Genomic DNA, 25980 nt, shown 5'->3' with positions numbered 1-25980 from the left:
TTAGTGCGGTTGATGAGCAATTTTTAATAAATCATTCACGGTTTTCACCGGATTAAATGTAATCAATGGTACTTCAACAAAAATGGTTAGCCATTTTGCCATCGCTCCGTTCCAAAGTCCGGGTAATTCGTAAGCTTTTAGATCTTTTCCGCCTTTGTTTTTATGTACAATAAAACCACTGCTATGATCAACAAACTCGGTTAAATCAAAATTGGCTCCACGGTAATTTCTGATTCCACACACTAGATCTACCGGATTAAAATGGGTTGAACTTTTGAGAATTTTTATCTGGTTGGCATCTTTTTCATCAATTTGAGAAGATTCAACGATTTGCAAGAAAACCAATCCTTTTTTGTCCCTCACCCAAAAAGGTCCACCGCCGGGTTCACCTTCATTTTTAACCATTCCACACACACGAATGGGTCGATTTAAATAATTTTTTAAATAATCAACTTTACTCTCTTTGGTATATTTTGAAAAATCTTCTGCCACTTCAAAATGTAATTTTGATTGAATAAAATTAACAATTTCGTCAAGGATTTCTCTATTCAAATTATCTTCATCAAGCATTCGGAGGTACTCAAAAATCTGTTGTTGCTTGTCTAATAAAATTCCTGCTAATGCTTTTTTATACAATGAAATTTCATCTAAATGATTCTGAATAACATTGTCAATATTTTTAATAAAAATAATATCGGCATCCAAATTGTTCAAGTTTTGAATCAAGGCTCCATGTCCACCCGGTCTGAATATTAAACTATCATTCTCTTCTCTAAAAAATTGATTGTCATAATCTAACGCCACACTATCTGTTGATTTATCTTGATAAGAATAGGTTACACTAATTTCTGTTTGAGAAGCCGCTTCAATTTTCGGTTTCACGTTTTCTACAATTTTTTCAAACTCAAATTGATGCTCTTCTGAAACGGTAAAATGTAAATGAGCTTTTTGATTGGAAGAAGCGTAGGCTACTGCTTCGTTCAAATGCTCTTCTATAGGCGTTGCCAAGTGTGAGGGATATTTATGAAAAGGCAAAACTCCTTTGGGCTTGTTAGCAACATCAAATTCGTCTTTGGCTAAAAGTATTTTAATAAAAGCATACTGTTTGCTGTCATAACCCCACGAATCAAAATCGGTAAATAGAATAGTTAACCTAGTTATTACCTCTTCGTAAAACGGAAATTTATCTAAACCTATCAAAAAAAGCGATAAGTTTTTGGCTTTCTTTCTGTTGATGTAGGCATTTATTGATTCTTCGCCCAATTTATAATCCTGTAAAAACTCACTTAAAAACTTAAACATTCTACTCGCAGCACCAGAGGCCGGGACGAATTTTTTTAGTTTTATATGATTTCGCTTTTCATCAAAAAAATTGGCAAAATAGGTTGCTTCCTCCGCTGACAATGATTCAATACCATCATTAAGTTTTGCAGGTCGCTCAAGATTAACAGCTTGAATTCCGTTGATTAAAAAAGCAACCTGATTTTTCACACATTCTAATTTGATTTCTCTGTGGTTTAGATGAACAAAATCGAATGAATTTAAACCTACCCTTTTCGCCTCTAAAAGACTAGCAATTAATGTAATCGCTTTTTGAAATCGCTTTTCCTTTGGGCCGGAAATTTTTACATACGGTTTATTGAATTCAATTAAATTATCTTCAAATATTTTTAATGTTTCTTCTCTTTTTTCGGGCTTGTCGCGTAAATCATCTTTTTCCCAAGGCACATCGATATCTGTTAACAAAAACAAATCATATTTGTGTTTTTTGGCAGCTTTGGCTAAAATGGCATCCGTTTCTCCATAATAAATATCAGAAAAAACTTTGGTAACCATCAAATTAGTGTCGGCAAATAAAAAAACATTTGCTTTTTGCAATCCTTCATTTTCTAATTTAGTCTGACCAATAGCTATGGGCAACAAATCATCTTTTTGACAAATTTGTTGCTGCTGATCCCATTTTTGTTGAAGATAATCACGTGCAAATTCAGGAATCCAAACCGTATTGAAATGCTCGGCTAATTGCTTAGCCAAAGTAGTTTTACCGGTGCTTTCCGGACCATAAATCGCTATTTTTATGATTTCTGTAGGCTGTTGTTTAAGATTTTCTTCCATTCGATATAGCCGTAAAAGGCGATTATTGTAAATATAAAATATTGCAGGCTTGTGAACGTATATCCTTTATAGAAATACAAAGGTACAGAAATGATATCGCCAACAATCCATAAAATCCAGTGTTCAATTTTGCGTTTGGCCATAAGCCACATTCCAACAAAAAATAATCCTGTGGTAAAAGTATCAACATAAGCCGTCCAACTGGTAAATTTATCAAAAAAAGTATAAATCATCACTACAACAATTGTTGTTAAAACAAAAATTCCAACGGCCCATGCTTTTTCGTTTTTAGAAATATGAGCAATGGGAAATTCTGTTTCACCTTCTTTTTTTCGAGACCAATGATACCAACCGTACACACTCATTATTGAATAATAAATGTTGATAGTAAAATCACCTAGCAACTTCCATTCCCACAACAAATAGATAAAAATGGTTGTACTTATGATTCCTGTTGGGAAGACTAAAATGTTATCTTTTTTGGCATACCAAACACTCATTAAACCAAAAATCACTCCCGTAATTTCCAGAAAAATGTGAAGGGTAGAATAACCATCGTATTGCGAAAAAAGAAAATCAATCATGAGTAAAAAAGTTAAGATCGTTTTCAAAAGCAGTTCCGATGACTACTAAATCGGCTCCGGCTTCAAAAGCAGCTTGAATGGCTTGTTGCGAACGAATTCCACCGCCCACAATGAGCGGAACTGAAATTTCTTTCGAAACTACTTTAATCATTTCTATCGGGACAGCCAATTTTGCTCCGCTTCCGGCTTCGAGATAAATTAATTTATTGCCTAAATATTCTCCTGCTTTGGCGGTTTGACAGACATATTCAACATTATTTCTATCTAAAGGTTTGGTTTTACTTATTCTTTCTACAGCCGTTTGACTTCCGCTTTCAATCAAAATGTAACCGGTTGAAATAATTTCTAATGTTGATTTATTCAAAACAGAGACGGCATTTACGTGATGTTCAATTAAATAATCCGGGTTTCTTCCTGATAATAAACTCAAAAATAAAATACCATCTGCAAAAGTTGAAATTTGTGATGGATTTCCCGGAAAAAGCACAATCGGCAATGATAATCCATTCTTTAAAAAATGAACCAATTCATCCATTTTATTCGTTTCTACAATACTTCCGCCAACAAAAATGTGCGTAGCCGGACTGGTTCTGATTTTTTCAATCAAAACAGATAAATTGTCCATGTCAACTTTATCCGGATCTAATAAAACAGCAAGTAGTTTTCTGTTTTCAGCTTTGGCTGATAGTATTTCGTGGTATATTTTTTTCATTATTCACTTTCCCAAAGCCAGACTAAGGTGTAGTTTTCTATTTCGGTAAAGTAAACCAAAAATTCTTTTTTTACCGAATTAAAATCTAATAAAGCCGTGGTTTTTGAATCATTCATTTCAAACGGTTGGACAAAAATGTGGTCTTTAAAACTAATTCCGATTTCATTTCGCACTTTAAAAATAGCTTCTTTTACACCCCAAATCACGGTTAATTTACTGACGAACTCGGCTGAATTATTTTCACATTCGTACACAAATTTTTCCTCGGCAAACTTGTAAGCGATTTTTTGGATTAAATTTCTTCTAAGTTCCAAATCAATTCCACTATTTTTATCCGATAGAATAATTACTGAAAAATCAAATGAATGTGAAATGGAAATGTTGACGCCGTCTTTTAAATTCGGCTTCCCAAATTCATCATAATATAAATCAAAATCGGAATAACCATTGTGTTGTAACAGCATTCGAACCGCCATAAAACCTTTTTGATGGCTTTCGGATTTCATACCTTCTAATCGGGCTAATGAAATATCTTTCAACGAAACAGCACGAAATAACTCGTTGAACTCCTCCGTTATTTTCCAAACGAAGATAGCCGTTTTGTCGTCAACATTTATTTTTTGGTAAAATGGCATTTTTGAAAAGTATATATCAAATTGTAATTCAAAACATTAGTAAACTAAACAAATCACAAAAAACATAAAAAGGCTTTTAATTTTCTTAGCTATTCCGTATTTTTGCAGAAATTTTTAGCTAATATAACTAATTTATAAATGAGTACACAAACATTGCCATTTGTAGCGTTCAAAGTGAAAGATATTTCGCTTGCCGCTTGGGGAAGAAAAGAAATTGAATTGGCCGAGGCCGAAATGCCGGGTTTAATGGCTCTTCGCCGCGAATATGGCGATAGTCAACCGTTAAAAGGAGCTCGAATTGCAGGCTGCTTGCACATGACGATTCAAACAGCTGTTTTAATTGAAACATTAATTGCTTTAGGTGCAGAAGTGACTTGGAGTTCATGTAATATTTTTTCAACACAAGATCATGCTGCTGCTGCAATTGCTGCTGCCGGAATTCAGGTTTATGCCTGGAAAGGATTGAACGAAGTTGATTTTGATTGGTGTATTGAACAAACCTTATTTTTTGGAGAAGACAGACAACCATTGAATATGATTTTAGATGATGGTGGCGATTTAACGAATATGGTTTTTGATAAATATCCAGAATTAATTAGTGGAATCAAAGGTCTTTCTGAAGAAACGACTACCGGAGTTCACCGTTTGTATGAAAGAATGAAAAACGGAACATTACACATTCCTGCCATCAACGTAAATGACTCGGTTACTAAATCGAAATTTGATAACAAATACGGTTGTAAAGAATCGGCTGTTGATGCTGTTCGTCGTGCAACAGATATTATGTTAGCAGGAAAAAGAGTAATCGTTTGTGGTTATGGTGATGTTGGAAAAGGAACTGCTGCTTCGTTTAGAGGTGCCGGTTCTATTGTAACGGTTACTGAAATCGACCCAATTTGTGCTTTACAAGCTGCGATGGATGGTTTTGAAGTGAAAAGATTAGAAACTGTTATCAAAACAGCGGATATCATTATCACTACTACCGGAAACAAAGACATCGTTGTTGGAAAACATTTTGAACAAATGAAAGACAAAACCATCGTTTGTAACATTGGTCACTTTGACAATGAAATCGATATGGCTTGGTTAAACAGTAACCACGGTGGTTCAAAAATTGAAATCAAGCCTCAAGTTGACAAATATACGATTGCCGGAAAAGATATTATCATCTTAGCCGAAGGTCGTTTGGTTAACTTAGGTTGTGCTACAGGTCACCCAAGTTTTGTAATGAGTAATTCATTTACAAACCAGACGTTAGCTCAAATTGAGTTATATACCAATGCTTCTGCTTATAAAAACGAAGTGTATATGTTACCAAAACATTTAGATGAAAAAGTAGCGGCTTTACACTTAGAAAAATTAGGTGTTGAATTAGAAACATTAAACGTAGAGCAAGCTGCATATATTGGTGTGGATGTTCAAGGTCCTTATAAGCCTGAGTATTACAGATATTAGTAGTAAGATTTTTAAATAAAATTTACCCTTGCTGAAAAGTGAGGGTTTTTTGTTTAAACTTGTAATATGATTTTAAAAATTAAAATATATATTTTTGTTGGTTTTTTAATTATAATTTCTTGTTTTTTATCGGGTTGTAAATCGAAGAATTCAGAAGATAATTATAAAAGTTGTGTTATTGAAAGAACTCAAAAAAAAATAATCGAAGGTTACGGAGTTAAAAAAGATATTTTCAAATTACTTGAAGAAGCAGAATTATCATTATTAGAAAATAAAATAATTCAAAACAAAAACAAAGAAAGTTATCTCAAATTAAACGAAATGGCTTTTAATGATGAAGAAATTTCAAAAAAAATAATGACAGATATTAAATCAAATGTTGATAACAATTTTTTTGATTTACTTTCTCTAACTACATTAGATTTTTATTCTTCTTGTCCAGAAGAAGTTTATAGTAAGGAAACTGATGATTTGAAAAAGACAACCTTAAGAAAACGATTTACTATGTATGCAAATCTAATGGCAGATGGTTATAATAATGAAATAAGGATTTACACTTTAATAAATGAATCTGAAAAATTTTATGAAACAGAACGACTTGTTATTCTTCATTTAATTTTGATGAATTTATCAAATTAATCACAAAAATCTAATAAACAAAAAACCCATCTCTCTCGAAATGGGTTTTATATTTTGAAGTAAATTCTAAATTATGCTTCAAAAGGAATAACAGATACAAATGATTTGTTATCACCTTTTTTCTGAAACTTAACAACTCCGTCAATTCTTGCATGTAAAGTATGATCTTTACTAATGTAAACGTTTTCTCCCGGATTGTGTTTAGAACCTCTTTGTCTTACTATGATATTTCCTGCAATAGCTGCTTGACCACCATAAATCTTAACACCTAAACGTTTCGATTCTGATTCTCTACCATTCTTGGAACTACCGACACCTTTCTTGTGAGCCATGATGTTAGGGTTTTATAAGTTAATATTAAAATTAAACAGCTCTACCGCCATTTAATTCATCTTGTAATTTTTTTAATTCATCCATTTTACCATCAGCAGCTAATTGAGCTTGTTGAGCCCAAGTAGTTGGATCTAAATGTGATACTTTAGCATCAGATGCTTCTAAAATAGTTTTAACATCGTCTGCTTTAGATTTTGCTAATTTAGCAAAAGTAGTTATTCCGGCAGCAGCTAATACTTCAGCAGCAACTGGTCCAACTCCTTCGATAAGCGTTAAATCATCAGCTGATTTGGTTGCTTTTGGAGCTTTAGGACTTTCAGTTTTTGCAGCCGCTTTCTTTGTTCCTGAAGCTACAATACCTTCAACAACAATTTGCGTAAATGACTGTCTGTGTCCGTTTTTCTTTTTGTAACCTTTTCTTCTTTTCTTTTTGAAAACGATTACTTTATCACCTTTTAAGTGTTGTAACACTTTGGCTTCTACTGAAGCTCCTTCTATAGCGGGGGCGCCTATAGTAACTGTTCCGTTATCGTCTAACAACATCACTTTATCGAAAGAAACTTTGCTTCCTTCTTCAGATGCTAAACGGTGAACAAATACTTTTTGGTCTTTGCTTACTTTAAATTGTTGCCCTGCTATCTCTACGATTGCGTACATAACAATGTGTTTTTAATTAATTTTTAAGTTTGCAAATATACAACTTATTATGAGTCACACAACTTAAACTTCAAAAAATATTTAACTCAAAAAAAATAATGTACCCAAGGGCAATTTTTTTGATAAAAATTAAAAAAAACTGTAACAAATTCCCGAAATTGCATACTTATTTAAAAGCAAAAAAATAAATAACTAATTTTTATGAAAAAATCTTTAATGGCTTTAAGTTCAGTTCTTATGCTTGGAGGTACAGTTTCTGCTCAAAAAGTAGAGTTCGAACATTACACGCTAAATAACGGAATGCATGTGATTTTACACCAAGACAATTCAGCTCCGGTAGTTATCACATCGGTAATGTATCACGTAGGTGCAAAAGATGAAAATCCTGAAAGAACAGGTTTTGCTCACTTTTTTGAGCACCTTTTGTTTGAAGGAACACAAAACATCGGTCGTGGTGAATGGTTTAAAATTGTAACTGGAAACGGAGGAACAAACAACGCTAACACTTCTGACGACAGAACGTATTATTATGAAATCTTCCCATCAAACAACTTAGAGTTGGGTCTTTGGATGGAATCAGAACGTTTACTTCACCCAGTTATTAACCAAATTGGCGTAGACACGCAAAACGAAGTAGTAAAAGAAGAGAAACGTCTTCGTGTTGACAATCAACCTTACGGAAATTTAATTGGAGAGGTTAAAAAGAATATGTTTGTAAACCATCCATACCGTTGGGCGACCATTGGTTCGATGGAACATTTAGATGCTGCTACCTTAGAAGAATTTCAGGCATTTAACAAAAAATACTATGTGCCAAACAATGCTACTTTAGTTGTTGCCGGACAATTTGACCCTGCTCAAGCAAAAGCTTGGATTGATAAATATTTTGGTGTAATTCCTAGAGGGGAAGCCGTTACTCGCCAAAAAATCGAGGAAGCTCCAATTACACAAACCATCAAAGCCCGTTTTGAAGATCCAAATATTCAAATTCCAATGGTGGTTGCTTCGTACAGAACCCCATCTATGAAAACAAAAGACGCTCGAGTTTTAGATATGATTTCTACACTTTTATCAGACGGAAAATCTTCTCGTTTATACAAAAAATTGGTTGACGACAAAAAAATGGCGTTACAAGTTGGTGCATTTAGCTTTAGTCAAGAAGATTATGGCATGTATATTTTATACGGATTGCCAATGGGTGGAACTACACCAGAAACTTTAATGAGCGAAATTGACGAAGAAATCGTAAAACTTCAAACGGATTTAATTTCTGAAAAAGAATTTCAAAAATTACAAAATATTTACGAGAATCAATACGTAAACAGCAATGCTTCGGTTGAGGGAATTGCCGGTAATTTAGCCACTTTTCACATGTTATACGGCGATGTAAATTTAATTAATACTGAAATTGACATCTACCGTTCTATCACAAGAGAGGAAATAAGAGAAGCGGCAAAAAAATTCTTAAATCCAAACCAACGTTTACTACTAGATTACGCTCCTAAATCAGATAAAGCTCAAAATTAAGATATCAAATATGAAAAAAATAGTCATTATAGCAACGAGCTTGTTTTTATCACTTTCTATGCAAGCACAAGACAGACCTCAACCAAAGCCGGGACCGGCTCCTAAAATTAATATTGGAAAGCCACAAACTTTCGAATTGAAAAACGGATTAAAAGTTCTAGTGGTTGAAAACGACAAACTTCCAAGAATTTCTTACAACCTTACGATAGATAATGCTCCTTATACAGAAGGTGCAAAAAAAGGAGTAGCTGATTTAACCAGTAGTTTAATTGGAAACGGCACAAAAACCATTTCAAAAGATGCTTTTAACGAAGAAATTGACTTCTTAGGAGCAAGCATCAATTTTGGAGGAAATGGAGCTTTTGCAAGTGGTCTTTCAAAATACTCAACACGAATAATGGAGTTAATGGCTGATGGTGCTTTAAATCCAGTGTTTACACAAGAAGAATTTGACAAAGAAAAAGCAAAACTTATCGAAGGTTTAAAAGCGGAAGAAAAAAGTGTTCCTTCTATCGCAGGTCGTGTTCAACGAGTATTGGCCTATGGAAAAAGTCATCCAAGCGGAGAATATTTGAGCGAAGAAACAATTAACAATGTTACATTGGCTGATGTTAGTCAAAACTATGCCACTTATTTCAACCCACAAAACGCTTATTTAGTGATTGTTGGTGATGTAAAATTTGCTGAGGTTAAAGCCAACGTTGAAAAATTATTTGGGACTTGGAAAAAAGGAGTTGCTCCACAAGTAACCTACTCTTCACCAAAAGATGTTCAATATACCCAAATTAACTTTGTAGATGCTCCAAATGCAGTACAATCTGAAATTGCTGCGGTACACATTACTAACTTAAAAATGACTGATAAAGATTATTTTGCTGCTTTAGTGGCAAATCAAATCTTAGGAGGTGATTTTAATAGTTATTTAAACATGAATTTGAGAGAGGCTCACGGCTGGACTTATGGTGCTCGTTCAGGTTTGAGAGGAAACAAATACACGTCAAACTTTAGTGCAACAACACAAGTTAGAAACGCAGTTACCGATAGTGCTGTGGTTGAAATTTTGAAAGAAATCAAACGTATTAGAACAGAAAAAGTATCTGATGAAACGTTGCAAAACGTAAAAGCCGGTTACATTGGAAAATTCGTAATGGATATTGAAAAACCAACAACCGTAGCTCGTTATGCTTTGCAAACGAAAACACAAGGTTTGCCCTCAGATTTCTATGAAAACTACATCAAAAACATCAATGCTGTCACGGCTGATGATGTATTGAGAGTTTCTAAAAAATACTTCTTAGCTGATAATCTAAGAATTGTTATTGTAAGTAAAGCAGGTGATGTTTTACCTGGCTTAGAAAAATTAAACATTCCAATCTTCTATTTCGACAAATACGGTAACAAGGTTGAAAAACCAGAAGAAAAAAAGGCAAGTGCTGATGTTACTGCGAAGTCTGTTTTAGAAAAATACATTACAGCAGTTGGTGGACAAAAAGCGGTTACTGATGTAAAATCATTATTTTTAACAGGCTCTACAACCGTTCCGGGTGCTCCCGCTCCATTAACCTATATTAATAAAACGGATGCTAATGGTAAATTGATGATTGAATTAACCATGAGCGGAATGAGTATGATGAAACAAGTAGTGAATGGAAATACCGGATTTATGGCTCAACAAGGTCAGAAAATGAATTTAGAAGGTGAAATGTTAGAAGACATGAAAGGATTGGCTCATCCATTTCCTGAAGTTAATTTACTTAAAAAAGAAGGGGTTTCTTTAAAAGGTATTGAAAGCCAAGACGGAAAAGATTGTTATGCTATTGTAAATGGAAAAACAACTAGCTATTTTGATATAGCTACTGGATTAAAAGTTGCCGATGTAACAGCAACCCCGCAAGGAAGCAGTGCCATAACCTATAAAGATTACAGAGATGTAAAAGGAGTAAAAATTCCTTATAACTACATTATGAATGTTGGATTTGATTTAGACATCAAGATCAGCGAAATCAAAGTTAACGAAGGGGTTAGCGATGCCGATTTTCAATAATCAATAAACACATAATTCTTAAATGAGACTGTCAGCAATGGCAGTCTTTTTTTTTAACTAAGAAGCGTTTTTGCCACAAAGAAAGCAAGTCACAAATAAAAACCGCAGTACCTTAGAACCTCAGCACCTTAGTCCCTAAAAATCACTTCTTAGCCGAAAGATAAACCCCAAACATAATAATTGCCGCTCCTAAAAACTGAATCGAGGTCAAACTTTCATGATCAACCAAACCCCACATAAAAGCAACAACCGGAATTAAATAAGTAACCGAAGAAGCAAAAACAGGCGACGATATTTTGATTAATTTATAAAACAAAATATTCGCCAAAGCAGTACCAACCACGCCTAAAATGACAATATAACCAATCACACTTTGTGTTTCCTGAACTTGAACCGCTTCAAAAAAGCCGGAGAAATACAAAACAATGGAAGCAGGAATCAACATCACAATAAAATTCCCGGTGGTAATACTTAACGGATTTAGATCGGATAAATACATTTTAATAAAATTCACATTTATCGCATAACAAACAGAGGCAATAACTAATAAGATAGCATAATTATAATTCTGCTCCGGATGATTCGCTGCACCATTTAAAATCAGTAAAGCACTACCAATCAAACCAATAAAAACGCCATATATCTGTCTGCGTTGAAAATCTATTTTAAACAATAAAATGCCTAACAATAATGTATTCAGCGGCGTGAGCGAATTCAAAATAGCACTCACCGAACTACTGATTTCTGTTTGAGCATACGAAAACAAATAAACCGGAATAAATGTGCCAAAACACGCCGTTAACGCTAAATATTTCCAATGGCGAAGCTGAATTTGTTTAATACTATTAAATCCAATAATCAATAAAAAAAGTCCGGCAAAAACCATTCTCAGAGAACCCAATTGAAAAGGTGTTAAACCAATCAATCCACGTTTGATTAAGATAAAAGAACTCCCCCAAACCAAGGCCAAAATGACTAGATAAACAAATCGTAAGTTCTTATTTTCCATGAATAAAATTTCGCGTCACAAAACTCCGTTAATTTTGGCAAATAAAAAGCGAAAAAAATGTTATTTTTGTAATGCGTTATAAATAAAATTTATTCTGTAGATTTTTAACATTATCCTAATTTCTTAAATCTGCGTTCCTTACAGTTAAAAGAGCACAGATTTTAAAAATTGAAGAGGTATGAAAAATGACAATCAATTTAAATTTTAAAAATTATTCCAATTTTTTGAATCTGTGTTCCAACTAGTTTTAAGAAAACCGATTAATAAAATAATAACTCTAAATTTTAAAACATTTTAATATGAAATTCACAAAAAAAATCGCAGCCATCGCTTTCACCACATTATTGATGGTAAGTTGCAAAAAAGAAGCAACTGAAAACACCGAAAACGCAACTGCAACAAACGAGCAGACACAAAATCAGCCGGCTCAATTGGCAACAGCTTCCTTCACAGTAGAAGGTATGCATTGCGAAGTGGGATGTGCCGGACATTTAGAAAAAAAATTAGCCAAATTAGATGGTGTTCAAAAAGCAGAAATCGATTTTGAAGCTAAAAAAGCAACCATCGAATACGATGCCAACGTGCTAACGCCTGAAGTATTGGTTCAAACGGTAGAAAATGCCGCCGACGGAAAAACCTATAAAGTATCTGATGTGGTAAACACTACCGATAAAGCAATGTTTTTTAACAAAGACAAAAAGAAAAAGAAAGCTAAGAATAAAGAAAAAGAAACCGATACTTCGGATGAAAAAAAAGCATGCTCTTCCGGTGATAAAAAAGCGTGTTGTGCTTCAAAAAAAGCTGAAACACTCTAATTCACTAAGTTTAGTCATTACCTTACTAACCTTTGTCAAAATTAAAATTGACAAGGGTTTTTTGTTGACATACTTTCTTATATTCTTACAAAACAGCATTTAGTGTTAAAGTTTTTGGGTTTTTAGATTTAAAAACTATTTTTACCATACTACAATAATAAAATTGTAGTTATACTAAACCCCAAGTCATGTATAAACTTCTACTATTGGCAACTTCGGTTGCCTCACTATGTTTTGTTCCCCAAAGCAGAGCACAAGCTCCCACGCTAGGAAACGTATCTTCTTTTGCACTTTTTTCATCCAATGGGAACGTGAATAATACTGGACTTTCTCATCTAACTGGAAATGTTGGAACCCACAATGGTGCAATTTCTAATTTTGGAAATGTTGACGGTGTATTGCATGACACTAATTCTACATCAGCAGATGCAGCAAATTCGCTCACGATTACTTGTATAGAAATTCATGAAACTACTTCCGATTTTTTTCCGGGACCGGAATTAGGGAACGGACAAATCCTCCAAGCGGGAACCTACTTTATCGGAGAAAGTACATTACTAAACAACATTTTAACGCTGGATGGAGAAGAAAATCCCGAGGCCGTATTTATTTTTCAAATACAATCGCCATTTTCCTCAACTGAAGGAGCACAAGTAGCTCTTATTAACGGTGCACAAGCTTGTAATGTCATCTGGCTAGTATATGGTACTATAAATCTTGCCGAAAACACAATAATGAAAGGTACACTTATTGGCTACGATTCTTCCATTGTTCTAAACAGCGGAGTAGAAATAGAAGGTCGTGCCGTTTCTACCAATGGAACCGTTACAGCTACCGGAGTAACAGTAAGAATACCGCTTGGCTGCGGAGTTCCGCAACTTACAGGACCGCCTGCACCACCGCTGAACACCGTAGTATGTTATACCCTTTTTTCAGGAAATGGTCAAATAACCAATACCGGTGATTCGATTTTAACCGGAGATGTAGGAACAAATAATGGAGCAACAACCGGTTTTCAAACCGAAAATGTAACCGGAACCATCCATGAAAGTCCCGATGCATCAACGGCACAATGTCATACCGATTTGAATGCGGTATATAGTTACATAAACTCTATTCCGATAGATATATTATTGCACCAACCATCAGCATTAGGGAATGATCTTGTGCTAACACCTCATGCCTATCACATGTCGTCGACCGTATTAACCGGAAAACTTACCTTGAATGCACAAGGCAATCCGGATGCGGTTTTTATTATCAAAGTCAACGGAACACTTACTACAGCAACCGATGCTGTTATAGAATTAATAAACGGTGCACAAGCCAAAAATTTGTTCTGGAGGGTGAATAGTACCATTACGTTAAACGAAAACACTAGCTTTAAAGGAACCCTAATTTCAAACAACGGAGCCATAACTTTGCATCCGGGTGTGGAAATTGAAGGACGTGTAATGAACCGCAGTGGTGGCATTACTACCAACAACATCACCGCCGCAATTACGCCGGGTTGTGAACTTTTAGGAATCACTGCCACTACACAAGACAAAACGGCTAAACTCTATCCTAACCCATTTTCCTCTGTGTTAACGATAGATTTAGCGGAAGTTGACGTTGCAACTTCTAATCTTACTATTTATAACAGTTTAGGAGTACTTGTTTTTGCAACAGCATTACAACAAAACTATAGCGAATTACCCGTGAACCTTCCAACCGGAATTTACTACTACAGAATAGCCACTGCCGATGGAACAGTTCAAACCGGCAAATTAGTTTCTAAACAATAAAAAGTGATTTGATGTAGAAAGCCCTGCCATTTGGCGGGGTTTTTGGTTTTCTATTTATGTGGATAAATGTTTTGAAGAGATTTAAGTATTTTGAGTATTTTAGTGGGGGAAATAATTCGCTTTAAACAATAGCTTTTTAAAAATCGTTTCCGTTTTTAGAAGTACAACATCAACTTAAAAATCAAAAAAATGAGTTACGACTTAATGGTATTTAGAAAAGAAGCTGCTCCGATGACTAAAACTGAATTTATGGATTGGTATGAAGACCAAACGGAGTGGACTGAAGAACATACTTATGATGATCCTGCCAATACATCAGCAGCATTACGAAATTGGTTTATGGAAATGATTCAAACTTTCCCTGCTATGAATGGGCCTTTTGCAAGTGAGGATGATGAAGAAAACCATAACGTTGCAGACTATTGCATCGGCAGAGATGTAATTTATGTTGCATTTGCATGGTCTTTAGCAGAACAAGCCTATTCAACAATGCTTAAACTTGCCGAAAAACATGGCGTAGGTTTTTTTGATGCCAGTGGAGATAATGGTGACATATTTTTTCCTGAAAACGGACAACTAAAAGCCATTGACAATTCAACAACTAATGCAAACAAATCGAGTGATGGAAAGACGAATAAATCTTGGTGGAAGTTTTGGTAGATTTATTATAGTCACAGGTGTTCTACTGATAGTGTAACCTACCTACTCTTTCAAAGCTTAAAAATAGTTGTGTAAACTGAATAGGTAATATAAAATAATGAATGAAAGCAAAATCAAGATATATAATTTTAATAGGACTTATCATTTTCTTATTATTCTCGAGAGAACAATCGGAATCAATTATTTATACCGGTAAGCTCACTATAGAATTTTATTCCTTTGTGATTATTTTATTCCTAACCACATTATTTTTTTTCTACAAAAAAATTCATTTAAAAATGAAGACTATAGAAATCATAGCTGTTTTATTGTTAGGTTCTTTTGCTCTTAGTTTAATATTCATGTATCTTGTTAATTTTTATAACAAAAACTACTATTCTAAAGACAAACCCATTTTAATTGAAAACTGTGAAATAACAAAAATCTCTCAAAGCAGAAAATCAAGAGGTTATTACTTTAAATTTAAAGACACGAATCATTTCATAGCAGGGTGGTCTGACGATTTAAAAAAGATTGAGAAGAATACCAATCAATTTGTAATAACTATTCATTACAAAGAAAGTTTTTTGAATTCTTATGTTATTGTAGAACGATTTATTACAGCACGTTAGTGAGAATATGAAGCCCAGATAATGCGAGCATCACCATCAAACATAGAAACAATATCAACTATTTCTAACTCTAAAAATGTGAAGTAATTACATGTCAACAAGTTGTATCTATTTTAAAAATAATGAGTTTTGGGAAAATGATGTTGTTGTTTTCCTCGGATTAAAATTATTAGTAGACTCTAAACAAGATAAAGTGTTATGGTTAAACAACTATTTTAATACTGTTATAAGAGGTTATATCTTAAAAGTACAACCCGTGGGTTCTACAAGTTTACGACTAGATAACTATTTCAATAAATTATATAAGAGAAAAAAGTTTATCAATTATATAAAATATGTAGTTATTGAAAACAACCTCATCGACAATAGCACCATTGATTACAATCAAATAAATGAAATGTTAGAGCTTGATGGTGCAAATAAAATTAAGCATGGTTATGTTGAAAAAAAATACATTTTAGAATTTTTTAATAAACTAATTGGTATTTTAGATGTTACATAAATCTTTATTTTGTGAACTTATTGACCATGAACTTGAAAATTATCCACAATGAATAAATTTTTTCTACTACTTATTACTTCTTTGAATTTGACTAGTTGCTTTGAAAATAAATCGACTTTTGAACAAAATGAAAGTATTCAAAAATTAGATATCCCTCTCAAAATAGAATATTTTAATTATACATCCAATAACACATTTGACAATTCTAACCCTACTTTTGTAATAACTGATTATCAAGAATTAAAGTCTGTTATCAGCGAAATAAAAAGTGCAGACAACCCTGAAATGTGGAAAGGTGCTGGGTGGAACATAATTAAGTTATCCTATGCCGATACAATTTTCATATTAAACACAAACAATAAAAAAATAGGTACCGGTTCAAGTGGAATCTTTTATGACCTTGAGCCAAAAAATTTTATTACAAATAGGTTGAATGAGTAATAAATGCTTTTCGAAGATTCTCTACGATGGTTCGTCTCCCGACCTCTTAGCAAATAATAATCCTCATTGTAATTAACTTTGTTATATTTGAAGAACTAATAAAATAATATAACAAAAATGAACATACAACATGAAAAACAGAATCAATTTATTACTTATTATTTTTTTAATTTCTTTCATTGGAACAGCTCAAACTAACAGAGCTAAAATTAAATCTGAAAACGTAAAAGAGACCAATTATATCAAAGTCAATGATTTTTATTTAACTCATCACTTATACATTGACTTGTTTTTGCGTGAGAGTTTGTTAGTAGATGCTACAAAAGAAGAAGTTTCATTTGTTATAAATGCAATTAAAAAATATACATCTTCGGAAAACCCTTTAGTGTTAGAAATAAATAAATCTGCTCATAATAATTATTTAATAACTGTTGTACTGATTAAAAAAGACAATAAAGAAATTTTAGCTTTATACACCAATTGGAATCCGGAACTAAAAAAGTTTGAAGAGCAAATCACAGATGATTCTTATACTAGATGGTATTATATAAACAACGATAAATTGACGTATAGAAAAGATATGTCAGGAGAAAAAGATTATTCAAATTTAAGTGGCTCTCAACTTGCTAATACTTATTTATTTGATGAGTTACTTGCAAACGACAGTAAAATTGAAGAATTAATTGATGATAAAGTAGTTAACGAAAATTCAAACTTAGAAGACTACATTTACTCACAACTTGTTTTACTTAAATACTATATTTTCAGCAAAAATGAAAGTAGAGTTAAGGAAAAAGTTGACTATTTAAGAACCAAATTTGCAGAACATAAAGAGGAATCCAAATTGATAGGTTTAGAAGCTGCATTTAAAACGACACTATTCCAAATTGAATTATTGAATTAATACTTTACCTATTAAACGTTTAACGCACCTCTCGAAGTCTTATTTTTGATTGGATTCTCTTCGATTCTGGAAAGTAGTCTAGATTGCCCTCACAGCAAAATAAATAATAGTAATAAAAACACATTACCAATAAAATTTATAAAAATGACCCCCAACTACAAAGTAGGCGATTTAATAAACGATGCCCATATTTATGATGGGATGAATAACAACCTCTCTGATTTACCTTTTTATAAAAAGTGGTTGCCAAAGAACAAAGAAGCCCGAATACTGGAGTTATGTTGTGGCACTGGTCGGCTTACGATTCCCATTGCCAAAGAAGGCCATGCCATTACCGGAGTAGATTTTACGCCTACCATGCTGGCACAAGCCAAAACAAAAGCGTTGGAAGCCGGGTTGACAATTCCGTTTATTGAAGCCGATATTCGAACACTAGATTTGAAGGAGAAATTCGATTTGATTTTTATTCCGTTTAATTCCATCCATCATTTATATCAAAATGACGATTTGTTTCAGGCGTTGCAATGCGTTAAAAATCATTTGAAAGAAGATGGATTGTTACTTTTAGATTGCTTTAACCCCAATATTCGCTACATCGTTGAAGCCGAAAAAGAACAACAACAAATTGCTTCCTACACCACCCAAGACGGTAGAGCGGTTGTCATCAAGCAAACCATGCGGTATGAAAGCAAAACGCAGATTAACCGCATCGAATGGCATTATTTTATCAATGGAGCGTTTGACTCTGTTCAGAATTTGGATTTCAGATTGTATTTCCCTCAAGAATTAGATGCCTATTTGGAACGATGTGGTTTTTCTATTATACACAAATTTGGCGACTTTAAGGAAGGACCATTTACTGATGATTCCGAAAAACAGGTGTTGGTTTGTAGGTAGATTGTCTTTCGAAATTTTCGTTTCCCCTGAAAACAAACCGCCAACATTTGATACAAATCGAGATGTTTCTTTTTCATTTTTATATCTGACTGAAGTCAATTAATACAAGGATAGTCTAAGATGTTTCGCAAATTGTAACCTTTTTTCAACAGTTCGTCTCTCTTCTAACAAAATAATTCTTATCATTTACTTTGTACAATTGGTTTTTGCATTAACAATATATATATATTTGAATATCAAATAATTTACTTATGAAAAAACGTTACGTTACTTTGCTTTTTGTTTTGCTTAGTATTTTAGTTCAAGCACAAGTGATTAATTTTCCCAATCAAAACTTTAAGAACAGACTTTTGGCTACTTCTCCTGATGTGAATTTTGCTAAAAACTTAGCAGGCGCATACTTTAAAATTGATGCAAATAACAATGGACAAATAGAAGTTGCTGAAGCCGCTCAGGTAAGTTGGTTATATGCGCGGCAATGTAACACAAATTCGTTGGTTGGAATTGAATATTTTGTAAATTTAAAAACATTACATGCCGATGAAAATTTTTTGACCTCATTAGATGTTAGTGCTTGTACTCAACTTGAGTTTTTATATTGTGATGGTAATTATTTGAATTCATTAAATGTTTCTGGTTGTCCCAATCTTAAGTGGCTTTTCTGCGGTAGTAACAACTTAACAAGTTTGAATATAGATAATAATACATCGCTCACTTCTTTGGATTTTTCAGAAAATATGATTTCCACAATAAACACACCTGTATTGACAGAACTTTTAACACTCCAATGTTCTTATACTCAACTTGAATATTTGGATTTGATGAATTGCACTAAACTTGCTAGTGCATGGTATGATAATAATCCACAGTTAACTACTTTGCTAATCAAAAACGGTGTAACAAATACCCCTTCAGTTTATAATTGCACTAGTCTACTTTATGTGTGTTGTGATGAGTCTGAATTAAATGCGTTTATAACCAATTTTAGTCAGTGGAATTATACAAATTGTACATTTAATAGTTATTGTTCATTTGTTCCGGGGGGAAGTTTTTATACCTTTCAAAGTAATACATCTTTAGATTTAAACACCAATGGTTGTGATAGTTTCGACCCAAAATATCCGTTTCTAAAATACACTATCGCAAGTGAGAATTATAATGGTATTTATATTTCTGATAGTTCTGGAGAGTCAATTATTGCTGTTACAGAAGGAGATTATACATTTACTCCTTTTATCGAAAATCCTTCTTATTTTACACTTTCTTCGTCAACCATCCCTGTTTCATTTCCTGACGATCCAAGTCCTTTTTTACATAGTTTTTGTATAACCCCTAATGGTAATCGTCATGATTTAGAAGTAACAATAATTCCAACAAGTGTTGTTAGACCAGGATTCGATGCTACATTTAAGATTATTTTTAAAAACAATGGCAATCAGTCTCAATCAGGATCATTACAATTTAATTTTGATGATTCAAAAATAGACTATGTTAGCTCAAGTATTCCTCTTTCAAATCAAAGTCAAGATTTTTTATATTGGGATTATGCAAACTTGTTACCTTTTGAAAGTAGAGAAATCTCACTTACTCTAAATGTAAATTCGCCTATGGAAACACCTTCTGTTAATGGTGGTGATGATTTGGGTTTTTCTTCTATTATTTATCCGGTTGATATTGATGAAAATTATGTTGACAATCATTCTCAAATCAAATTAGTAGTTGTTAATTCCTATGACCCAAATGACAAAACCTGTTTAGAAGGACAAACCATTACGCCAACTATGGTGGGCAACTATGTTCATTATGTAATTCGATTTGAAAATACCGGCACGTTTCCGGCGGAAAATGTTGTAGTTACAGACAATATTGACACAACTAAATTTGACCTTAACACACTTGTTCCACAAAGTAGTAGTCATTCATTTGTAACAAGAATTATCAATGGAAAAGTAGAGTTTATTTTTGAAAATATTAATCTTCCTTTTGAAGATGCTACTAATGATGGTTATGTTGCATTTAAAATAAAAACGAATCCAAATTTAGTTATTGACGATACATTTACCAATGAGGCAAATATCTTTTTTGATTACAATTACCCCATTACAACCAATTTAACTTCAACAACTGTAACGCTATTAAATTCGCAGGATTTTGCCTTTGATCGCTATTTCACTATTTATCCAAATCCAGCACAAGATGTTTTACATGTAAAAATGAATGAAGTAATGGAATTGAATTCGGTTTCAATTTATAATACGTTAGGGCAAATTGTTCTGGCCTATCCGGGAGTACGAGAACTTTCTTTACTAGATGTGAGCCGATTAAAAAGAGGTGCATATTTTATAAAACTAACAACCGAGAAAGGAAGTGCTATAAAACAATTTATAAAGGATTAGGGTTTTTTGAGGTTTTAAAAACATTTGATACAATTATTTGAGCGTATACACCTTTATTTAAAACGGCTGTAGAAAAGTAAAAGAAATTAAAAAAATGAAACTAGTAGTATTATTTTTCAGCATATTATCATTCTTTACTATTGATAAAGACAAAAAATTCAAAAATGAAGAAACTTGTGTCATCTATTTGGAAGACGGAATAACAAAAAGTGGGAAATTAGAATTACCCGTGAAATCTGGATCTAAATTTATTGTATTAAAAACAAATGAGAAAAAAGAAAAAGTTGAACTACAAAAGATTGACAAATTGGAAGTGATTATAAATGGTGCTAAAATAGAATATCACAACTTAAAAGTATTTAACTTTTCCGGAAAAAAAATACAGAAAAATAAACGAATGATGTTACAAACTGTAAAAGGAAAAGTAAATCTGTATATCGGAACTTTAGATTGGTCGTCAACAATAAATTCTGCAAGTGGTTGGCAAGCAATGAATTTAACTGGCATAAGCTATTATTGCATTCGAGACGGTGAAGAAGCCGCTACTTTAATTCATGAAAACTTTGGACAAGCAAATAAAAATTCAGATTTCAAATTATATGGAAGCACATATTTTTATGATAATGAAACTATTGTAAAAAAAATAAAAAATAAAGAATATACATACGAAGATATTTTAAAAGTAATTGCTGACTATAATAGATAAACCGATTAAAACAATCTACTTATTCCCCTGAAAACAAACCGCCAACATTTGATACAAATCGGGATGTTTCTTTTTCATTAGCTCAGGTTTTTCAAAAAAGTATTCGGCGGCTACGGCGAGAAATTCGGCTTGGTTAGTCCCACCATAATGTCTGATATCGGATTCATTGTTATTGATTTCCTCCATTTTTTCATGAATAATTTTAAGCCACGGAATGACGTAGGGCTTTTGCATCAACACTTCCGGAACGCCATCGGTACTGCCATCGAGCTTATCAATCAAATGCACAAATTCGTGAATACCCGTATTGTGTTTTGGCGAATGCGGCGAAAAACCTTCGTGCAAGGCTTTTCGGGAGAGAATCATTTGGTTTTCAAAACGTCCGGTGCCAACCAAACCGCCAATTTTACGGTCTTTATCGTTTTGAGCAAAACCTAAGTCTTCGTTAAAATGATCGGGATAGACCAATACCGTGCTTAAATTTCGGTAATGCCATTCGGGAAAATTAAAAACCGGAATTACGGCACTGGAAGCAATATATACTTTGTCTAAATCATTCAATTCAAAACCAACGCTTTCCAAGTGGGCTTCACTTAAAAATGTCATCATTCGGTTTTGAAAACGTTTTTGCTCTTCCGGCGATAAATCGTCGTAGAATGCCACATGCTTCAAAAGTAAATTATGCCACTTGGGTGGAAATTGTTCTACTTTCTTTTTTTGATTGGTATTAATCGCATAAATAGCAAAACCTATTAAAAGTAAAAATACAAGGGCGGTTGTCATAAACGGATGATCTTATTTAAAGTGAGAAAGTAGTATTGTAAAATTACAAGTAGAACTGCATTTACACAAATATAGTAAGATTATTTGAATGGCAGTTTGGTAAAAATAAGTGCCTCATTGTCACATTGACTGATTGACCAACTTACAAATTATATCCATTGCTCTTCGGTGATTTTCCGACCTCGAAGCATTGATAACTGCACTAATGAATTATCGTTAGCACCCTAATAGTAAAATTTTCTCCTCTTTTTTATGCTAAAATTGCGACACAGTATATTTAGACACTTAATCCATCGCCGCATCAATATCCTTTGAAAACTAAAAAGTTAAATTGCTTACCTTTACAATAGTTCTACTTTATTTTACAAAATTACTAAATCCTTAATCCATGAAACAAACACACAAAATTACCTTTCAATTTATCAGCGAACCAACCGACGTGAATTTTGGTGGTAAGGTTCATGGTGGTTCTGTTATGAAATGGATTGACCAAACGGCTTACACGTGTGCACGAACATGGTCTGAAACTTACTGTGTGACAGTTTATGTGGGCGGAATTCGTTTTTATAAACCCATTAACATTGGTGATTTGGTGAAAATTGACGCGTACATTATTTTCACCGGACAAACAAGTATTCATATTGCTATTGATGTGTACTCACGAAAACTCAACGAAGACTCATTTACAAAAAAAACGCATTGTGTCATTGTTTTTGTGTCGGTTGATAGCGATGGAAAACCACTTCAAGTAAAAAAATGGGTTCCTACATCCGATCATGAAAAGCAATTAGAAGCGTATGCCATAAAATTGAAACAACTTCGCGTGAATATCGAGAATGAGATGCAAGCATTTATTAAGTAAATTATTGTATCCAAAAAAATGGCAAAACCGATGAATAGTGTAAACAAAAGAAGCGTTGTCATGAACGGATAATTTTATCTAAAGTGAGAAAGTATTCGTGTAAAAACGCGAGTGCAAAAGTGTTTACACCAATATAGTAAGACTATTTGAATGGCAGTTTGGTAAAATAATTAACTCATTGCCAAATAGACACATTGACCAACTTACAATTTATACCGCACTACAAACTGAAAAATTCGAGGTAAAATAAACGTAGTTTGCTCACTAATTAAAAAATCTGAAAAACTGTTTTGGTTTATCGTTTGATTGTTTAAAAGATTGGAAACCATGAATTCAAACCCAAACGGACTGTTTTTCTTTTGATAAGTTACTGAAGCGTTGGCAATTTCAAAAAAGGTATTTGGATTGGTGAAATTCAAATTGGTAAATGCTTCATAATCGGCTTTAAAGGAAATGTTTTTGATGATTTCATGATCAATTTCTGCCGAAAACTGATTGGTTTCAAATTTGGAAGAAGTGATTCCGCTAAATGTGTTGAAACCTTTGGTAAAACCAACTTTTACAAATGGCCAACTTTTGTGTGCCGTTCGAAGTTCGACTCCGATATTTTGATTGTTTCTAGAATTAGCCGTTTCGATTCCGTTGACTTCCTGAATGTAATCAAACCATGAAAGAGATGTGTTTAAGCGAAGATTGAAACGATAGATTTTTTTACTCACCGAACCACCTACTCTGAAATTGGTTTCTGGATTATCGGTTAAAATTGGCATCGTAAACTGATTGATCCCGTCTAATTCAACGGTGTTTCGTAGGGTTCTTACTTTCTTATTCCAATTCGCAAAAGCATTGACCATCAAACCACGGTACATACTCATTTTAGAATAATTCAGCATTGCCGAATGGTAGCGTTCATTATTCAACAAAGCATTTCCTCGAAAAACGGAATTATAACTTTGTAAAGTGAATCGTTCTGCTAACTGTGAAGCTTCCGGAAATTGATTGACTAATCGGTAATTAAATCGCAACGATTCCGATTGATTAAATTCGTATTCGCTATTAAACTGCGGTTGAAGTAAAAAAGTAGAATGCATTACATCTTGCTCAAATTGTTTGGTTTTCAATTGATACCAATGTCCGTAAATGCCGGGTTTATTCGTCCATTTTCCAATTTTGAATTTATATTCAATTCCGACAAAAGCATCATTCAAACGGTAATCGATGTCATTTCCGAAACCATTTTCGGCAAAATCATTAATCGTTCCGTTGGATAAAAATTGTCTTTCGGAAGTTTGCAAAGCAGTGGTTCCAAAATTATTTCCAACATTCGTATAAATGTGGTTGAAATTATTCAAAATCCAATAATGTTTAAATAAGGCATCAACTGAATTGGATTTTACCTTTTTTAATTGAGCAATTTGATAATTTTCATCTTCTTCCAACGGAATTAGTCCGGCTAAAAAGGGTTGATTGGTTAACCATTGATTTTGAGGAACATTATTTTCATAAGCGTGATTCACTACTAAAGTTGTGGTATGATTTTTAGAAATGGATTTATGCCATTCTGTATATTGTTTTACCGAAGAATTATCGGCTTCCCGTAAAGTCTCAAATGTATTTTGATTGTTTAATGATACCGAATTGAGTAACGAAAAAGCATCATTTGCACTCGATTGGTATTGTGCATTGTAATACCATTTTTCGTCTTTGTTTGGCGTATAATCCAGTTTTACATTTCCAAGACCTAACAAAGAGCGGTTGTTGCCATTTTGTGTTCGGGTTTCGAGTGTTTCAGTTTGAAGGTATTCTAACGCTGTTTCATTTTGTGTTGCCGTAAACAATTTTGAAAAAAGAGCAAAACCGGAAACATCCAACTTTGTTGAAAGTTCGTGACTAAAATTCAGTGCTGCAAACTGTGATTTATTTTCTACCACATCTTTGTTTTCTGAGGTAAAAGAATAGAGATTGGTCAACGATTTTCTGCCGGAAATAAAGCTACTTACTCCGCCTTGAAAACGCATTAAATCTTGAAAAGTAAAGGTTTGTTTACCAATGTTGTTAATGTCGCCAATAAAACTCAAATTGGTTTTGGGGGAATAATAAAACAAAGCGGCGTGCAATAGATGATAGGAATCGTTTCCGGCACCAGCCTCGACATCGCCAAAAACAAATTTCTTTTTATCTTCTTTCAGTTTGATGTTCATCGCCAAGTCTTCGGAATCGGAAACTTGTTTGAGGAAACCTACTTCGTTGAAATTGTCGATGACTTCCACTTTATCCACAGCATCGGCGGGAATGTTTTCGACACCTAATTTGGTTCCACCACCAAAAAAGGATTTGTTTTCTACTAAAAACTTAGTGACTCTTTTTCCTTGCACGGTTACGCCGCCATCTTTATCTACCTCCACACCGGGCAGTTTTTCGAGCTGGTCTTTGAGTTTTCTTTCGTTTCCGGTAGTGAATGCTTTGACATCATACACCAACGTATCTTTTTTGATGACAATGGGTTCGTATTTATGATTAATGATTACTTCTTTTAAATCAATTCCGGTTGGTTTGAGTTTGAAATCATAAGTTTTTATTTCAGAATTTGGTTCATAGATGAAAGTTTCTTCAACAAAACCGATGTAGGAAACACGAATTTCATAACGAACGTCTTTTTCTAATTCAAGTTTGTATCTCCCTTTATTATCTGCGATTGCAAATTTTATGGATGCGTTTTGTTGTAATGGTTTTGCGATAACATTGGCACTCTCAAGGGGATTGTCTAATGAATCGGTAACTTTCCCTGTAAGCGTTTGCGAATACGCATTATTAAATAAAAAAAATAAAAAAAATAAAAACTTTATCATAATTGAATTTAAAAGTTGTCACTAAATTAAGCACATAATAAAAGTATAAGATTAATT

24 protein-coding genes are annotated in these 25980 nt (G+C 33.4%); 15 read left to right on the top strand and 9 right to left on the bottom strand.

The features are described from left to right. From B0I10_RS07680 to B0I10_RS07665, 4 genes are read right to left on the bottom strand one after another with little or no spacing between them, the layout of a single operon-like run. Positions 1 to 2115, bottom strand: coding sequence for a DUF4301 family protein (locus tag B0I10_RS07680; protein WP_112085925.1), 2115 nt, complete (start codon positions 2113 to 2115; stop codon positions 1 to 3). After that, positions 2076 to 2699 carry a nicotinamide riboside transporter PnuC gene (gene pnuC / locus B0I10_RS07675; protein WP_112085924.1) on the bottom strand — a complete coding sequence of 208 codons (624 nt, stop codon included), beginning with the start codon at positions 2697 to 2699 and terminating at the stop codon, positions 2076 to 2078. Before pnuC ends, B0I10_RS07680 begins: the two co-directional genes overlap by 40 nt. Next, on the bottom strand, positions 2692 to 3411 hold the full coding sequence (locus B0I10_RS07670; RefSeq protein WP_112085923.1) for a geranylgeranylglyceryl/heptaprenylglyceryl phosphate synthase: 720 nt from the start codon (positions 3409 to 3411) through the stop codon (positions 2692 to 2694). The genes pnuC and B0I10_RS07670 overlap by 8 nt, the downstream gene beginning before the upstream one ends. Next, positions 3411 to 4046 (bottom strand): 4'-phosphopantetheinyl transferase family protein, encoded by a 636-nt coding sequence (locus tag B0I10_RS07665; RefSeq protein ID WP_112085922.1) that lies wholly within the window; start codon positions 4044 to 4046, stop codon positions 3411 to 3413. Before B0I10_RS07665 ends, B0I10_RS07670 begins: the two co-directional genes overlap by 1 nt. A gap of 138 nt (positions 4047 to 4184) precedes the next feature. On the opposite strand from B0I10_RS07665, the gene ahcY reads away from it, so the two are divergent. Both ahcY and B0I10_RS07655 read left to right on the top strand, forming a co-directional pair. Beyond that, on the top strand, positions 4185 to 5501 hold the full coding sequence (ahcY, locus tag B0I10_RS07660; protein WP_112085921.1) for an adenosylhomocysteinase: 1317 nt from the start codon (positions 4185 to 4187) through the stop codon (positions 5499 to 5501). 66 nt (positions 5502 to 5567) lie between these two features. Further along, complete coding sequence (locus B0I10_RS07655) at positions 5568 to 6140, top strand: hypothetical protein (protein WP_112085920.1); 573 nt, start codon at positions 5568 to 5570, stop codon at positions 6138 to 6140. A gap of 71 nt (positions 6141 to 6211) precedes the next feature. Here B0I10_RS07655 and rpmA read toward each other — a convergent pair whose 3' ends face one another. Together rpmA and rplU are read right to left on the bottom strand one after the other, a co-directional pair. Further along, positions 6212 to 6472, bottom strand: coding sequence for a 50S ribosomal protein L27 (gene rpmA / locus B0I10_RS07650; protein WP_112085919.1), 261 nt, complete (start codon positions 6470 to 6472; stop codon positions 6212 to 6214). A gap of 31 nt (positions 6473 to 6503) precedes the next feature. Next, entirely contained in the window at positions 6504 to 7130 is a 627-nt protein-coding gene (gene rplU / locus B0I10_RS07645) for a 50S ribosomal protein L21 (protein ID WP_112085918.1), read from the bottom strand. Between the two features lie 201 nt (positions 7131 to 7331). Between rplU and B0I10_RS07640 the strand changes: the two genes are divergently transcribed. Together B0I10_RS07640 and B0I10_RS07635 are read left to right on the top strand one after the other, a co-directional pair. Then, positions 7332 to 8657: a M16 family metallopeptidase gene (locus tag B0I10_RS07640; RefSeq protein WP_112085917.1), complete on the top strand. Its 1326-nt coding sequence runs from the start codon at positions 7332 to 7334 to the stop codon at positions 8655 to 8657. A gap of 10 nt (positions 8658 to 8667) precedes the next feature. Beyond that, a complete protein-coding gene (locus B0I10_RS07635) occupies positions 8668 to 10701 on the top strand; it encodes a M16 family metallopeptidase (protein WP_245942961.1) in 2034 nt (677 codons plus the stop codon). A 142-nt stretch (positions 10702 to 10843) separates the two neighbouring features. Here the strand turns inward: B0I10_RS07635 and B0I10_RS07630 are convergent, their stop codons facing one another. Then, the gene (locus B0I10_RS07630; protein WP_112085915.1) at positions 10844 to 11710 is read right to left on the bottom strand and encodes a DMT family transporter; all 867 of its coding nucleotides are present in this window, start codon (positions 11708 to 11710) and stop codon (positions 10844 to 10846) included. 299 nt (positions 11711 to 12009) lie between these two features. On the opposite strand from B0I10_RS07630, the gene B0I10_RS07625 reads away from it, so the two are divergent. The 10 genes from B0I10_RS07625 (at position 12010) to B0I10_RS07580 (ending at position 21429) form a co-directional block, all read left to right on the top strand. After that, positions 12010 to 12525, top strand: coding sequence for a heavy-metal-associated domain-containing protein (locus B0I10_RS07625; RefSeq protein WP_112085914.1), 516 nt, complete (start codon positions 12010 to 12012; stop codon positions 12523 to 12525). A 188-nt stretch (positions 12526 to 12713) separates the two neighbouring features. Continuing rightward, positions 12714 to 14312, top strand: coding sequence for an ice-binding family protein (locus B0I10_RS07620; RefSeq protein ID WP_112085913.1), 1599 nt, complete (start codon positions 12714 to 12716; stop codon positions 14310 to 14312). Positions 14313 to 14501: 189 nt separating this feature from the next. Then, positions 14502 to 14972, top strand: coding sequence for a hypothetical protein (locus B0I10_RS07615; RefSeq protein ID WP_220086198.1), 471 nt, complete (start codon positions 14502 to 14504; stop codon positions 14970 to 14972). A 278-nt stretch (positions 14973 to 15250) separates the two neighbouring features. Next, the gene (locus B0I10_RS07610) at positions 15251 to 15583 is read left to right on the top strand and encodes a hypothetical protein (protein ID WP_146740324.1); all 333 of its coding nucleotides are present in this window, start codon (positions 15251 to 15253) and stop codon (positions 15581 to 15583) included. Positions 15584 to 15674: 91 nt separating this feature from the next. Then, the gene (locus B0I10_RS07605) at positions 15675 to 16085 is read left to right on the top strand and encodes a hypothetical protein (RefSeq protein ID WP_112085911.1); all 411 of its coding nucleotides are present in this window, start codon (positions 15675 to 15677) and stop codon (positions 16083 to 16085) included. Positions 16086 to 16133: 48 nt separating this feature from the next. Next, a complete protein-coding gene (locus tag B0I10_RS07600) occupies positions 16134 to 16526 on the top strand; it encodes a hypothetical protein (protein WP_112085910.1) in 393 nt (130 codons plus the stop codon). Positions 16527 to 16656: 130 nt separating this feature from the next. Then, positions 16657 to 17430, top strand: coding sequence for a hypothetical protein (locus B0I10_RS07595; protein WP_112085909.1), 774 nt, complete (start codon positions 16657 to 16659; stop codon positions 17428 to 17430). A 144-nt stretch (positions 17431 to 17574) separates the two neighbouring features. Next, positions 17575 to 18327 (top strand): class I SAM-dependent methyltransferase, encoded by a 753-nt coding sequence (locus tag B0I10_RS07590; protein ID WP_112085908.1) that lies wholly within the window; start codon positions 17575 to 17577, stop codon positions 18325 to 18327. 251 nt (positions 18328 to 18578) lie between these two features. After that, positions 18579 to 20723: a DUF7619 domain-containing protein gene (locus B0I10_RS07585; protein ID WP_112085907.1), complete on the top strand. Its 2145-nt coding sequence runs from the start codon at positions 18579 to 18581 to the stop codon at positions 20721 to 20723. 94 nt (positions 20724 to 20817) lie between these two features. Further along, positions 20818 to 21429, top strand: a complete 612-nt coding sequence (locus B0I10_RS07580; protein ID WP_112085906.1) for a hypothetical protein — start codon at positions 20818 to 20820, stop codon at positions 21427 to 21429. A 15-nt stretch (positions 21430 to 21444) separates the two neighbouring features. On the opposite strand, the gene B0I10_RS07575 is transcribed toward B0I10_RS07580, so the two are convergent. Next, a complete protein-coding gene (locus tag B0I10_RS07575; protein WP_112085905.1) occupies positions 21445 to 22212 on the bottom strand; it encodes a M90 family metallopeptidase in 768 nt (255 codons plus the stop codon). A 388-nt stretch (positions 22213 to 22600) separates the two neighbouring features. On the opposite strand from B0I10_RS07575, the gene B0I10_RS07570 reads away from it, so the two are divergent. Continuing rightward, positions 22601 to 23074 (top strand): acyl-CoA thioesterase, encoded by a 474-nt coding sequence (locus B0I10_RS07570; RefSeq protein WP_112085904.1) that lies wholly within the window; start codon positions 22601 to 22603, stop codon positions 23072 to 23074. 203 nt (positions 23075 to 23277) lie between these two features. On the opposite strand, the gene B0I10_RS07565 is transcribed toward B0I10_RS07570, so the two are convergent. Then, the gene (locus B0I10_RS07565; protein WP_112085903.1) at positions 23278 to 25923 is read right to left on the bottom strand and encodes a carboxypeptidase-like regulatory domain-containing protein; all 2646 of its coding nucleotides are present in this window, start codon (positions 25921 to 25923) and stop codon (positions 23278 to 23280) included. Positions 25924 to 25980 lie beyond the last annotated feature (57 nt).

This window comes from Flavobacterium lacus (assembly GCF_003268815.1).
GTDB lineage: Bacteria > Bacteroidota > Bacteroidia > Flavobacteriales > Flavobacteriaceae > Flavobacterium > Flavobacterium lacus.
Note: the sequence above shows the minus strand (reverse complement) of the source record. Positions and strands in the feature narration are given on the sequence as shown.